Annotated in this window: 11 protein-coding genes; 2 read left to right on the top strand and 9 right to left on the bottom strand. The window is 59.1% G+C overall.

Features of this window, described 5'->3' with window-relative positions:
* Positions 1-10 precede the first annotated feature (10 nt).
* From HMPREF7215_RS10860 to HMPREF7215_RS10880, 5 genes are all read right to left on the bottom strand, one after another.
* Entirely contained in the window at positions 11-1174 is a 1164-nt protein-coding gene (locus HMPREF7215_RS10860) for a UxaA family hydrolase (protein WP_009165939.1), read from the bottom strand.
* A complete protein-coding gene (locus HMPREF7215_RS10865) occupies positions 1171-1467 on the bottom strand; it encodes a UxaA family hydrolase (RefSeq protein WP_009165940.1) in 297 nt (98 codons plus the stop codon). The genes HMPREF7215_RS10860 and HMPREF7215_RS10865 overlap by 4 nt, the downstream gene beginning before the upstream one ends.
* Positions 1468-1541: 74 nt before the next feature.
* The gene (locus tag HMPREF7215_RS10870) at positions 1542-2516 is read right to left on the bottom strand and encodes a 2-keto-3-deoxygluconate permease (RefSeq protein ID WP_009165941.1); all 975 of its coding nucleotides are present in this window, start codon (positions 2514-2516) and stop codon (positions 1542-1544) included.
* A gap of 206 nt (positions 2517-2722) precedes the next feature.
* Positions 2723-3772: a 4-hydroxythreonine-4-phosphate dehydrogenase PdxA gene (gene pdxA / locus HMPREF7215_RS10875; RefSeq protein ID WP_009165943.1), complete on the bottom strand. Its 1050-nt coding sequence runs from the start codon at positions 3770-3772 to the stop codon at positions 2723-2725.
* A gap of 121 nt (positions 3773-3893) precedes the next feature.
* Complete coding sequence (locus HMPREF7215_RS10880) at positions 3894-5138, bottom strand: four-carbon acid sugar kinase family protein (RefSeq protein WP_040551160.1); 1245 nt, start codon at positions 5136-5138, stop codon at positions 3894-3896.
* A gap of 309 nt (positions 5139-5447) precedes the next feature.
* On the opposite strand from HMPREF7215_RS10880, the gene HMPREF7215_RS10885 reads away from it, so the two are divergent.
* The gene (locus HMPREF7215_RS10885) at positions 5448-7217 is read left to right on the top strand and encodes a sigma-54-dependent Fis family transcriptional regulator (protein ID WP_009165945.1); all 1770 of its coding nucleotides are present in this window, start codon (positions 5448-5450) and stop codon (positions 7215-7217) included.
* A gap of 313 nt (positions 7218-7530) precedes the next feature.
* The gene (locus tag HMPREF7215_RS10890) at positions 7531-8730 is read left to right on the top strand and encodes a pyridoxal phosphate-dependent aminotransferase (RefSeq protein ID WP_009165946.1); all 1200 of its coding nucleotides are present in this window, start codon (positions 7531-7533) and stop codon (positions 8728-8730) included.
* Between the two features lie 228 nt (positions 8731-8958).
* Here the strand turns inward: HMPREF7215_RS10890 and HMPREF7215_RS10895 are convergent, their stop codons facing one another.
* From HMPREF7215_RS10895 to HMPREF7215_RS10910, 4 genes are all read right to left on the bottom strand, one after another.
* Positions 8959-10134 (bottom strand): amidohydrolase, encoded by a 1176-nt coding sequence (locus HMPREF7215_RS10895; RefSeq protein ID WP_009165947.1) that lies wholly within the window; start codon positions 10132-10134, stop codon positions 8959-8961.
* A gap of 87 nt (positions 10135-10221) precedes the next feature.
* Complete coding sequence (locus tag HMPREF7215_RS10900; protein WP_009165948.1) at positions 10222-11436, bottom strand: hypothetical protein; 1215 nt, start codon at positions 11434-11436, stop codon at positions 10222-10224.
* Positions 11437-11927: 491 nt separating this feature from the next.
* Positions 11928-12146, bottom strand: coding sequence for a sulfurtransferase TusA family protein (locus HMPREF7215_RS10905; RefSeq protein WP_009165950.1), 219 nt, complete (start codon positions 12144-12146; stop codon positions 11928-11930).
* 15 nt (positions 12147-12161) lie between these two features.
* A complete protein-coding gene (locus tag HMPREF7215_RS10910) occupies positions 12162-13184 on the bottom strand; it encodes a YeeE/YedE family protein (protein ID WP_009165951.1) in 1023 nt (340 codons plus the stop codon).
* Positions 13185-14150 lie beyond the last annotated feature (966 nt).

The raw sequence follows: 14150 nt of genomic DNA on the forward strand, positions 1-14150 counted from the left end.
AAAATCGACGTCAGAACGTGCCCGCCAGCTTATAGATGCCGAACTCCCGGTGTCCCAGCGCTTCCGCTTTGGTTTGCCTGCCGTTGCAGACCTTCACCATCATCTCGAACAGCTCCTCGCCGATCTGCGACAGCGAGGCCCCCTCGGTGATGATGCGGCCGGCGTTGATGTCCATGTTGTCACGCATGCTGCGGAACGTCTCGGAGTTGCCGGTGATTTTGACGACCGGAGCGATCGGGCTCCCCGTGGGCGTACCGCGTCCTGTGGAGAAAACGATGACCTGCGCACCGCCGGCAACCATGCCGGTGATGGAGTCGATATCCTGCCCCGGCGTATCCATGAAATACAGGCCCCTCTTTCCTTCCGGAATTCGCTCGGCATATTCCAGAGCGCCGGTAAAAGGACGGGTACCGGCCTTGTACATACATCCCAAAGACTTCTCCTCAATGGTGGAGAGCCCGCCTTCCTTGTTTCCCGGGGTAGGCTGGCCGCTGCGAAGATCTTGCCCCAACATGATGGCGCGGTCTTCCACATCCCTGACCATACGCAGGAACTTGCGCCGCTCTTCCTCGTCAGCGAAACGCGCTGCCAGCAGATGCTCAGCCCCGATAACCTCGGTAGTTTCGCTGAGGATCGAGCTACCGCCCATGTCCACCAGCTTGTCGGAGACATAGCCGATAGCGGGGTTGGAGGCGAGCCCGCTTGTGGGATCGCTGCCTCCGCACTCCATGCCCAAGATAATCTCGCCGATGTCGAACTCCTCGCGAACATCTGCGGAAATGGCCCGCGCCATATCGGCCGCGATGCGTCCGCCTTCGGCGATGGTCTTCAGCGTACCGCCTTCTTCCTGAATGACGATGGACTGTACGGGTTTGCCCATTGGCTCGATCATGCCGGCCAGATGGCGCGCCTGAATGCCATCGCAGCCCAGCCCCACCACAAGGACCGCCCCGACGTTGGCGTTCATGCCAAAGCCTGCCAGAGTGCGCTCGGTCAGGGCCAGATCGCTGCCGATCTGACAGCAGCCATGTTGGGTAGGGACGCTGACGGCGCCGGGAACTTGGCAGGCGATCTTCTCCGCCGTATCCGCCGCGCAGACCGAGGTCGGCAGCACCAGCAGATAGTTGCGAATACCGTGTGGTCCCTGTGCGCGCCTATATCCCATCAGCTTCATCGTTCATTCCTCCCTTCGGCGTTTCTGTCGCCGCGGCCGCGGGTGCTTTCCAGATTATGCACGTGCACGTAATCGCCCGGATGCAGATCTGTCAGCGCAGTGCCGATGATCTCGCCATATTTGTAGCAATGTTCGCCCTTCTTGATCTCGGCTACCGCCATCTTGTGAAACTGCGGAATGTCGGCCGCGGCCACGTAGTTTTTGCCCTCAAATTCGATTCGTTCGCCCTTTGCCACCGGGCGCAGGCACGTAACCAGATTGTCCCGAGGATTCACGTGAATGACTGCGTTCATGAATGTTTTCCCGCCTTTCTTTCAGAGATGCGCTGCGCGTTCTTTCCCATGCCAAGACTGCCTAGGAAAAACATTTACCGATCTTCCTGACGGATCGTGCCGTCGGGATTGGTCCCGTATCTTTTGCGCAAACGCCGGTCCAGCAGGTTGCACAGCAACGGGCAAAGAATTGCCGTCACGATGATAGCAGCCGCCACCTGCACGGTAGAAATCGCCTCGATAGCGCCCAGCGAAGGATCGGCGGCGGCAAGAACAGCCGGCGTGCCGACGGCGTTGCCGGCCGTGGTGCCGATCGCCGCACCGCTGGCTTTGCGCTCGCCCATGGCGCGGATAACGAAATACCCCGCCATGCCGGTCAGAGCGGTGCACATCACGCCCAGGACGATGCCCGGCAAACCGCCGCGAACCAGCTGGCTAAAGCTGAGACTTGAACCGAGCGGAAAAGCGAAGAAAGGGATCAGAACCGTCGTACCGCTAGCCAGAAACTTGCGGAGATCTTCGTCAAGGTTGCCCAGAACGAAGCCCAGAACGATGGGGACCAGCGCGGCAACGAAGGTCAGGAAGGGGATGTTCGCCAAGCCCGTCAGCCCAAAGGCCAGCATCGTGAAGAATGGGCCGTCGTTCAGCGAGAGGATGGAAATAGCGCCAACGTCGGTAGAGTCTCCGTACTGCCCCGCCAAAGCGGCGTACAATCCTCCGTTGGAATTCGTGATGGCGGCGACGATGGCCAGCGGAGTCAGTCCCAAGACGCCCGTAGGACCAGCGAATTTGCCTACGCCCCAACCGATGAACGCGCCGATAAAAAATTTGGAAGCCGTCAAAAGGATCCCCTTCGCCAAAGGCTTACCTGCCTGCCTGACGTTGATCTGCGCTGCATTGCACAGGCAGAACAGAGCGATCAGGGCCGTCGCGCCGCTCTTGAACAGCGCCGTGGTAAAGCCGCCGATCTGAATTGACTTGGGGAACACCGAGTTGACGACGACGCCTAGCAGCAGAGGAACGACCATCAAGCCCCCCGGGATCTTTTGCACCGTTTTCAAAATTTTCATGCTCTTCTCTCCTTGGTAGAAAAATGAGATGCCGAAGTCACTTCCGCGTTTAGCGCTCGAACGTTTCCGCGCCGATAAACCACACGCTCCCCTTATCTCGCAGGATGCGGCACACGCGGCATCTGCCGCCGTCGCCCATCTCCGCGCCGTGCGCAGGACTTTTTTCCGCTCGCAACCTACGGCGTTGACGCCTCCCTCGTCCGCGGTTACGACGGCTCTTCCCAGCGTCTTTTCGCCTGAGCCAAACGGACAGCGTAGTCAATGGCATTCACAAGACTCAGCTCGTTGGCAACGCCCGTTCCCGCGTGACCGAAGGCAGTGCCGTGATCCACCGAGGCGCGGATGATCGGCAGTCCCAGCGTGACGTTCACGCCAGCGACAGCGTTCCACATCTTCTTTCCCCTGTCGTAGACGAAACCGACCACTTTCAGGGGGATATGCCCCTGATCGTGATACATGCAAACGACCATGTCGTACCAACCGCCCAGCGCTTTCGAGAACACCGTGTCGGGCGGTACCGGCCCGATAGCGTCGATCCCTTCAGCTCGAGCCGACTCGATCGCGGGGATGATCTCTTCGATCTCCTCGCACCCAAACATGCCGTTTTCTCCGGCATGGGGGTTCAGTCCGGCCACACCTACGCGAGGCTTCTCGATGCCAAGGTCTTTGCATGCCTTGTCCGCAATACGGATCACATCGAGGACGCGTTCTCTCTTGACTCGCTCGCAGGCTTCGCGCAATGACACGTGAGTGGAGACATGAACGACGCGCAGGTCGTCGTGAGCCAGCATCATGGTGTACTTTCTCGTGCGGGTGAATTCCGCGTAGATCTCCGTGTGTCCCGAATAATGATGTCCCGCGAGGTTGATCGCTTCTTTGCTGATCGGGTTGGTCACAGTCGCGTCGATATCCCGGCTCATGGCCAGCTCGATGGCTTTTTTCACGCACTGAAAAGCGGCTTCGCCCGCCTGAGACTGGACCTTGCCGTAGACGAGGCTATCCATATCGACTAAATCCAAGGCATAAACGTCTATCGTTCCAAACTCGTATTTCCCGTCGCGCGGCGACGAGACGGCGTTGATCTTCACCTCGGGGTGTCTGGCGATTCTCAGAGCGTCGCTCATGACTTTCACGTCGCCGATAAGCAAAGGGCGGCACCGCTCGTAAACTCGGGAATCAGCCAGGGCCTTTACGGCGATTTCCGGGCCGCAGCCAGCGGGATCGCCCATGGTAATGCCAAGCAGGGGTCTATACATGATCTCACTCCATTTTTTTCAAAGCTGTCGGAAGGGTTGCCGACAGGCCTCCCGAACGTCGTTGAGGGCACGGACGCCTCTGTCGCCGACGTCGGTAATTTATGACCGAAACCCCAAGGTTCTAGGACGCGCGGTGCCGCTCAATAAAGTCGGCCACGTTCACGAAGACCTCGCGAGATCCCATTCCCCCCGATTTGGAAACGATCATCACGTCGCCTTCGGGAAGGATGGCACGGGAAAGCACCACGCCCGATTCGATCTCGCAAAGAGGGCGCATACGCGAACATTTCATGTGGGCCAGCACGCCGCTCAGGATATCCCCGCCAGTCACGGCGAAAACGCCTCTGAGACCGCGGCGGTACAGTTGGCGAACCAGCTCGCCGAGGAGACCGGCCACGGCGCGGCTCTTTTCTTCCAAAGCGGCGGAACCCACCCCCTCTTCCGGCGGCGCGCCGTACAAAAGAAGCCGCTTGTTCCGCCCGTAAAGCGTCGCAATATCGTCCAATATCCTGTCACCCTCGGGGCCTGCAGGAATCCCCTCCTGCATCTGCGACGAGGTGAGCCGATAGGCGTCGAAACCCGAACTGCGCGCGTATTCCAGCTGAGCCGTCGTGATCGGGTTCAGGCTTCCCGAAACCACCAGAAGTCCCTGCGCCTCAAGCGTCACCGGCGGAAGGGGACGACGCAGGCCAAGCAGCTGCGGCAGATGCCCCGCGAACCCGGCGCAGCCAGCCAAAACGGTGGTCTCCCTGATCTCTCCAAGCTGTTTTGCGATGGCCGCGCAGGCTTCGTCTGACGAAGCGTCGAAAACGAGAATCTCCCGACGTTCCGCCGTCACCGAAATCGGCGCTCCCTCCGCCACCGATACTACGGGAAGGGTGCTTTGAAGTCCGATGATCTTCGCCACCGACGATTCCCTTACGGGATCGAAGGGATCGCGGCCGAAAACGCTCTCGTTCACGGGAACGCCGTCAATGTACTGAATTCCTTCAATGGTCAGGCGCTTCAATTTCGGATACGCAGGGACGAACAGAAGGCGCTTCGCTCCGCTGCCGGCCAGAGCGCCTTCCAGTTCTGCCCCGATGTTGCCGCGCAGTGCCGAGTCGGTTTTCTTGTAAATTACGGGAACGCCGCTTTTCACGGCACGTCCGGCGATGTCGCGGACGATCTCGAAGGCTCGCCGCGGATCGATGTGGCGCGATTCCGTGTCGACAACGACGACAGAATCCCTGGCGTCGTCCTTCCAGGCATCGAAGGAGACATCCAGATTGGTCGTCACGTGAGTGTGCGCTCCACATTGAGCCAGCTGCACCCCCGAATCGAGCGCCCCCGTAAAATCGTCGGCCAGTATCAGCAGTCGAAGCATATCATCAGCTCCCTTCAACGATTCTTTCTCTTGTTTTTGATTCCTACGCAAAAGCATAAGAAAAAAATATTTCGTAAACAAGAGCGGATATTCTTTTTTCAGTTTCATTATGAAACTCTTTTCGACAATGTGTTTTATTTTGAAACAAGAAGGAAAAACGATCACGGCCTCGCCTGGAATGCGCGCTTTCGCTCGAGCGTTCCGCGCCGCCGCTCAGCCATGCTCATAAAATCGCAGACCCGTTCCGTTTTCGTCCATTTCCGAAATTTGTGTTAGAATAAAACATACTGACCTGGGAGGTGTCGTATTTTGAAAAAGGTTCGTCTGCTCTGTATCGCCCCCTACGAAGGAATGCGCGACGTCATGATGAACATTGCCGCGCGCCGCAGCGACCTGGAGCTCGTGATCCGCGTCGGCGATCTGGCCGACGGCGTCAGAGCCGTTTCGGAGCACCTCGAATCCAGCATCGACGCCATCATCTCACGAGGAGGCACGGCCGAAGAGATCCGCAGGCATTTCTCCATTCCCGTCTGCGAGATCGATCTCTCGGTCTGCGACATCCTGCGGGCCATCCGGCTGGCCCGCAATTTCTCCGACGACTTTGCCATCATGGGCTACCCGAGCATCACAAAAAACGCCTCGTCGCTCTGCGACCTGCTTCAGTACACGACTCCCGTGATCACCATCCACAGCGCCGACGAAGCGCGAGAACAGCTCGAAAAACTCAAAAAGGAAGGGCGCCGAATCGTCGTCGGCGACACGATCACCGCCATCATCGCCCAAAAGCTCGATATGAACGGAATCCTGGTCACCTCAGGCATGGAAAGCATCGAAGACGCGTTCCAAAGGGCGCTGCACCTGCAAAGTTATTACCGCGACCTGCAGGAAAGCAAAAATCTTCTCGATTCCCTGCTCAACAGCCTCAACGACAACCTGATCGTCTTTGGCGACCGCCGGGAACTTTGCTTCTCCACACTGAAGGATATCCCGCAGAAACTTCGGTCCACCTTGGAAAAAAATGTCCCCTCGATTCTTTCCGGAGAGAACCTGCATCTCGTCCGACGCCTTGACGCGCAGCGAGTTTCCATCGAAGGCAAAGCCCTTGTCTCGAGGGAACGAAACTACTGCGTCTACACGCTGACGCGGCAGCCTTACGCGGAACCCTTTGGCAACAAGGCGCTGCGGTATTACGACCCGGAGGAAGCCCTTCAGACGGCGCCTTTCGAAAATTTTCTCGGCGAGAGCGAGATCATGCAAAAGGTCATTCACCGCATCAACCGTTGCGCCGCCATCGACCAGCCGGTGCTTCTGGTGGGCGAGGCCGGGACCGGGAAAGACCGTTTCGCTCACTATATTTACGCTCACAGCAGACGGCGCCGCAGCTCCTTGGTCCGTATCGACTGCAGGATGATGACGGAATCTCACTGGGAGTATCTGCTTGAAAACGAGAACTCCCCGCTCCGCGACAACGGTCTCACCTTTTACATCCGCTGCGTCGAACGCATTCCGCCCGAACAGCGCCTGAGGCTGGAAAACTATTTCGGGAACACCGCCGTTGCGTGCCGAAACAAGTTCATCCTTTCCTGTTCTCTCGGCGACGGCTTCACCGAGCGCGACAGCTTCTTCATCTATCTCAGGGAAATCTTTTCCTGCCTTACCGTCGAAATCCCGCCTCTACGACGGCACAGCGGCGACATTCCCACCCTGGTAGGGCTTTACATCAACTCGCTGAACGCCCGGCTTGGCACCCAAGTCGTGGGGTTCACGCCCGAAGCCATGCTGCTGCTCCAAAAGTTTCCCTGGGAGCGGAACATCGACCAGCTCGTCAGAGTGGTGCGCTGTCTCGTGGTCTCCGCCAAGATGTCCTACATTTCCGCCAGCGCGACGGAAGAGGTTCTGGCGGAGGAGCGTCATCAGCTGCTCCCCACCGCTGCGGCCGCTTTTAACCTGAACCGTCCTTTGAACGAGATCGTCAGGGAGATCGTCACGGCAATTTTCGCGCAGGAGAACATGAACCAGACGAAAACCGCCAAACGCCTTGGCATCAGCAGAAGCACCCTGTGGCGGATGCTCAGGTGATCCGGCATAACGCCGCCGCGTTTTGAAGAACGCCGCGGCGGAAATCTCGGATACGATGCCTTCCAGTTTGTCATACTGGTTCTCGATTAAAATGCCAAACGCAAGGGCGCTGCGAGGGAGTTCAGTCGCTCGCAGCGCCCAGTGGACCATGTTAACGCTTTTTATCAAGAAATAGTATCAGCTGCTATATTGTGTCAGGACGGTTCGATTTCTCGAGGCACTATGAAGCACGTTTATTTCACAAGGAACACGCATGCGAAGGCCGGGGTCTTCGCGCCGCTGTTCACCAAATTCCGAAGGAGATGAATTGACAATGATCATTTCAGAACGAATCAGCAGCCTGTCCGCGTCCCCCATCAGGAAGCTGACCCCCTACGCCGCCGCGGCAAAGGCCGCAGGCAAGAAAGTCTACCATCTGAACATCGGTCAGCCCGACATCGAGACGCCCGCCGGCTTCCTCGACGCGATCCGCCGCTTCGACAAAAAAATCATCGCCTACGGCGACTCGCACGGCAATCCGCGCCTGCTCGAAGCGATCCGCGCCTATTATCAGAGCTGGAACATGGATTACGACATCGGACAGATCACCATCACCAACGGCGGCTCGGAAGCGCTGCTGATCGCCATGATGGCGCTCTGCGATCCCGGCGACGAGATCCTCGTTTTCGAACCCTTTTACGCCAATTACAACGCGCTTGCCCGAGCGCTCAATATCACCGTTCGCGCCATTACGACGCATGCCGAAAACGGCTATGCGCTGCCAGACGAAGCGCACGTGGAACGAGGCATTACGCCGCGCACCAAAGCCATACTGCTGACCAATCCCGGCAATCCCACGGGGCGCGTCTATACGCCCGCGGAGATGGAACTGATCTCGCGCGTCGTGCGCCGTCATAATTTGGCGCTGATCGCCGACGAAGTGTACCGCGAGTTCGTCTACGAAGCTTCGTATCGCAGCTTCGGCGCCATGCCGGAACTGGACGAGCATCTCGTGCTCGTCGATTCGCTCTCCAAGCGCTACAGCGCCTGCGGCGCGCGGATCGGCGCGCTGCTGAGCCGCAACAAAGAGTTCTGCGCCCAGATCATGAAATACTGCCAGGCCCGCCTGTGCTGTCCCGAGCTGGAACAAATCGGCGCCGCCGCGCTCTACGCCACGCCGAAAAGCTATCTCGACGGCGTCAACGCCGAGTACCGCCGGCGACGCGACACGCTTCGGCGCGAGCTCGCCAAAATTCCCGACGTCGTCTGTTCGTTGCCGCAGGGCGCTTTTTACGTGATGATCAAAATGCCCATCGACGACGCCGAAAGGTTCGCGATCTGGCTGCTGGAACATTTCGACTCTCACGGCGAGACTGTCATGTTCGCGCCCGGCAGCGGCTTTTACGCCACGCCCGGACTCGGCGCGGACGAAGCGCGCCTGGCCTACGTGCTCAACTGCGCCGACCTCACTCGCGCCATTGCGATTCTCGGCGAAGGATTGAAAGCCTATCCCGGCACAAGACTGCTGGCCTAGACCGCTCCCGCAAGAAAACCCAGTCTCTGCGATCCTCCGGGTACAGAAGGCGCCGCCGCGAGCGAAAAAGGGCAACTTCCGTCACCAAGACGCCCGTCAGGGGATCGCTTCGCCCTTTTCAAAGAAAATTTCTCATGAAAAAGAGCCTGATGATCACCATCAGGCTCTTTTTCATGAGAAATATTTACATTGATACCGACATCTCCGCAGCGTTTCGCCCGCGGCGCGCTAACGGACGCTTTCGGCCAGGAAATCCGCCGCGAACTGGGCCATCACGGCGCTGCCGCGCTTGAGGACGCGCTCGTCCACGTCGTACTTTTCCTGGTGGTTCGTGTAAACGTAGCCCTTTTCCTCGTCGCGGCTGCCGATGAAACCGAAGATGTAACGGCATTTCTCGCCGAACCACGAGAAATCTTCGCTGCCCATGATCGCGGGCATGTGCCCGATGCCTTCCTCGCCGTACAGTTTGACTACGGCGTCATGGGCAATGCGATTCAGTTGTTCGTCCTCGTTGATCACGGGCAGGGTCAGATACTTGTATGCGAGCGTGCCCGCAGCGCCGAAGGCCGAGGCCGTGTCGGCGATAACGCGGCGCATGGCCTCCTCCACCGAGGTATCGGCTTTGAAGGTGCGCACCGTGCCCTCCATTTCCACCTCGCGGGGCACGCAGTTCCAGCGGTCGCCGCCGTGAACCGTGCCCACCGTGAGCACGAGGGGATTGAGCGGGTCGTTCATGCGCGACACGCACTGCTGCAAGTTGTTGACGATCGCCGCCGAAACGGCGATGGCGTCGATGCCCAGATGCGGAGCCGAGCCGTGAGCCGACACGCCCGTGACAGTAATTTTGAACTGATGGCAGCAGGCCATGCGGTTGCCCGGCGTCACGTCGATCAGCCCGCTCTCCAGCACGCCCCAGATGTGAGCGCCGTAAATGGCCTCGACGCCGTCCAGCGCGCCCTCGGCGAGCATGGCCTTGGCGCCGGTAGCCACTTCTTCGGCAGGCTGGATGATGAGGCGCACGTCGCCGTACAGCTCGTCTTTCACCTCGTTGAGGATCTGCGCCGCGCCCAGCAGCATGGCCATGTGGTTGTCGTGGCCGCAGGCGTGCATTTTGCCCTCGTTTTTCGAGGCGAACGGCAGACCGGTCTGCTCCTTTACGGGCAGCGCGTCGATGTCGCTGCGCAGCGCCACCGTTTTGCCGGGATGGCCGCCGTGGATCGTGGCCGTCAGCCCGCAGCAGTTTTCCAGCTCTCTGATGTCGGTGACGCCCATGGCCTCGAGGTCGCGGCGAAGCTGCGCGCGCGTCTCCTTCTCCTCGCCCGACAGTTCCGGGCAGGAATGGTAATAGCGGCGGCGTTCGATGATGTAGGATTCGTACTTTTCGGCAAGAGCTTTGATGTCCATAGCGTAGTTCTCCTTTCAATCACTTCCGACGCGGAAAGCCTGTCAGACCATGGTCTGGCAGCTTTCCGCGCAGCGACGGCACTCAGTTTAAAACAGCTTCTCGAAGATCCCGGCTACGAAGACCGACGTGATCGTGACGGTGACGAAACCGCCGACGATCATGGCCGGCATGAGGATGCCCGACAGGTAATCGTGCTCTTCGTCGTTTTCGGCCAGAGCCTTGCAGATCGACTCGGTGATGACGGCGTTGGGGGGAAAGCCGTACAGGGCGGTCAGCGAGACGGAGAACGCCAGCGGGATGGAAAGCTTGACGATCTTCGCCGCGACGAAGGCGAACAGCAGCTGGCCGGAAACGCCGGTGACGATCAGCTGCACCAGGGGCAGGATGATGGTCCCGAGCATCTCGGGCGTGCAGTCCTTCAGACCGTCGAAAATGTACATCATCAGCGCGAACATGACGATGCCGAAGGAGTTGCATTTCGTCAGCGAATTTTCGTCAAGGAAGCCGACAGACGTGAAGAGCACGCCGAGCAGCAGGCACCAGATCGCCCCGCTGATCTTGCCGACGGGGCCGAAGGAGATGCCGCCCATGACCGTGGCGAGATAGCCGACGATACCCAGCTTGAGCAGCACCACCACCGCCGAATCGAATTTCTTCGGCACGGGCGGAAACAGTTTGCGCCGCACCGCAGCGGCGGCCAGAACTGCCTGCTCTTCCGTGACGCCGTTGACGTCGGATTTGCCGGCGCGGAAATTCCTGATCAGGCGGCGCCCTTCGTTCTGGAGGAAGATCGCCGTCAGGGGATAACCCGCGAACCCCTGTACGCAGTACATGGCGATGGCAAACACGCCGACGGCCGTCATGCCCTTGGCGATAGCCGCCTGCTGCATGATCGAAGCGGCGACGATGCCGCCCGTCAGGGGCGGCAGGCCGGCGATGACGAAGCTGCGATCCATGAACAGCGGGCAGACAAAATAACCGGCAAGGCACATGCCGGCCAGACCGGCCAGCGACACAACGACGATCTTCCACTGCTCCATCAGCTGTTTGAAGCTGATGATCGTGCCCATGTGCACCAGCAGCAGGAAAATGCCCGTGCTCGCGCCGAAGGGGATCAGCACCGAATTGCTGACCAGATCGTGAGGCACGCCGTGCCAGTATCCCAGCAACATCAGGCAGGCCGTGACAAAAACCGAGGGAACCCAGGCTTTCGTGATCGTGGAAACCCATTCGCCGATGACGTACATCAGACCGCAGATAGCAAACGCCGCCATGAAATTGTACTTAAAGAACTCAAGCATAATCTCTTCGCTCCTTCTCGACACACAAAATTTTGCCGAAAAAACTTTCCGTCCCCCCGGAACAAAATTTTTTTTCGGAACACATCGCGGCAGTCAGTCCAAACGGGCCGATTGCCTGCGGATGGAAGTAAGTATACCGTCAGTGAAGAAATTTTGCAAATTTTTTCTGCGCCGCGGACCGCGCTTTTTTTAGCAAAACAAACTTCCCATTTTCCTCCGCAAAATAAAATCCCCGGCGCGAAACGCCGTCGGAACGTTTCGCCCGGGGAAAAAGCGCGGCCGCGAGCCCTTCAGCTTCAGCGGAGGATCAAATGAAAAACGGAGAGCGAAGGCGCTCATATTATATTTCTTGATCAAAAAGCTGAACGGAAGGGCGCGGCGAGGGAAAACTCGCAAAGCAGGCTGCGCGGCGGCAAAGATAGTCCTGAGCGACTGAATTCCCTCGCAGCGACCGGCAAATTATGTGAGTACTTTCTATCAGGAACAGCGTATCAGTTCCTGATAACCATCTTCCAGCCCTTGTTGCCGAGCTTCTCGAACGAAAGCACCTCGTGGCCGTCCTCCTTGCAGTAGCGGGGCAAATTGGTCACCGCTTCCGGGCAGGTGAAGGCGATCTCGATCTCTTCCCCCTTCTGGCTGGCCGCGACGGCCTTTTTCAGTTCGATCAGAGGAAGAGGGCAGTCTTTTCCCATGGTGTCAAGCTTGATCATAACAAAAACCTCCCTTTATTTTTTCGTGACGATGGCGTCTTTGTAGAACAGACGCACGCCCGCCCAAATGCCGAGCGTGATGGAAGCGAACGCGACCCACGAGGTCAGCGAAAGGCGCGCCGTGCCGGAAAGCCCGTGACCGACGATGCAGCCGCCGCCGAGCACCGAACCAAAGGCCATCAGCGCTCCGCCAGCCATGGCGCGCAGCAGCGTGGCGCCGTCGGTGCCCTTGAAGCTGAACTCTCCGCTGCCGTACGTGCAGACAAACGACCCCAGCACGATCCCCAGCACGAAGAACTGCGCCCATTTGACCGCGCCGCCCTCGGTCATGGCCCTCAGCCAACCGGTGACGCCGCCCGTGATGCCCCACGCGCTGGGCGTCCCCGTCATCGTTTTGCTGAACGCGTAGGAGAGCCCCGCGAAAACGCCGATCAGGACAGCCGCTGCGTAGACGCTCCAGATTTTTTCAAAAAACAGATGACGAGCTCCGTGATACTGCGCCGGCAGGACAAAAGGCGGTTTGGCCGTTTTGCGGTCGTAGAAAGCCCAGCCGAGCACCAGCGCCAGACCGAGAACGGCGACCCAGAGCGGGGCGACGGGCAGGGCGGCAAGCAGGCCGTCCTGAACCTTGCCCACGGCCCGGAGTTTGGCCACCAACGGGCTGAGAAATCCCTTCTGGCTGGCCACGCCGACGATCATGAACGAAAACAGCGACATGAAACCGGCAAGACGCCCGTCGCCGACCTTGACCAGGGTCGTCGTGATACAGCCGTTCGCGATCAGGGCCCCCAGACCGAACAGCAGACCGCCGATGACCGTCGCCGCGAGGGGAAACGCCTTGGGTTCGGGCATCGCCAGCACGCCGGCGCGGATCAGCGAGAAATACACCACACTCTGAGTGAAGATGATCAGCAGCATCGAAATCAGGCCGCTGCGCCGCTTTTCCATGTACACGTCGCGCAGGCCGCCCGCAAGGCACATGCGGCTCCTTTTCAGCAGAAAGCCGAACAGAAAACCGGGAATAAGTCCCGCCCACATAAATATCACTCCTCCGATAAAATCAACTCGCGCGTTGGATCCGGCCGCACCTGCCGTTGTCAGGGCGACCACGCCAACGCAGCCCGTTCCCGCCGTTTCGGCCGACGTCCCTTCAGAGCGGGAAAAAACGGAAACCGCCCGGGGCGGCTTCCGCCTCTTCGGACAGCTCCAGCCTAATAATTATAATCTTTATGCATGATACCAGAGAGCGCAAAAAGTTCAAGCAACATTTTTCAGCATCCCCAACGCCCCCGCCGCCGCGCAGAATAACGGAAAAGAATGAAAACGATCCAATCCATAAACGTTTTCGGCGCAAAAGCTTCCATGCCGCGCCGTCCTTGTGGATTACGCCGTATTTTTGACATTTTCAGTCAAATAAATCACTGTCATAGGTTTCATGAAAAACACAGCCGGCATTCCGTCGCGCAGCCTTCCCGCTCGTCAGAAAAAGAGCGCGCCCCGAATGCTCCGGGTCCTCTCCGTTCTCAATTGCGGGCTTCATGACCGGACGACAAAAAACTCCCGGCAGAAAAACTGCCGGGAGACGTTCGTTACATCGCCGATTTTAAGTGAAGTCCATCCTGAGTTTTCGTCAAAAAGGGCACAGGTCCTTCGCCCTTTTTAGAACGTCGAAAACTGCATCAAATCGCCGCATGCTTTTCGCGGCCCGCCCGCCGACGCGGCATTTTCAACGATACTTTTTCGTTGGAAATCAGCGTCAGTTCGCGCCGCCGAGGATCGCTCCGAGCAATAGCATGGCGCCGCCCACAACGAACAGATCGTCGCGGTCACGGTGACGATGGTATCTTGGAGGGGGCGGGCGGTGTCCGTGCGGAGGCGGCGGAGGCGCGGGACGGAAACCCGGGCCGCTGGGACCACCCGGACGAGGCGGAGGGGGCGCGGGACGGAAACCTGGGCCGCCGGGACCGCCCGGACGAGGCGGAGGGGGCGCGGGATGGAACCCCG

The sequence above is a fragment of the Pyramidobacter piscolens W5455 genome (assembly GCF_000177335.1).
GTDB lineage: Bacteria > Synergistota > Synergistia > Synergistales > Dethiosulfovibrionaceae > Pyramidobacter > Pyramidobacter piscolens.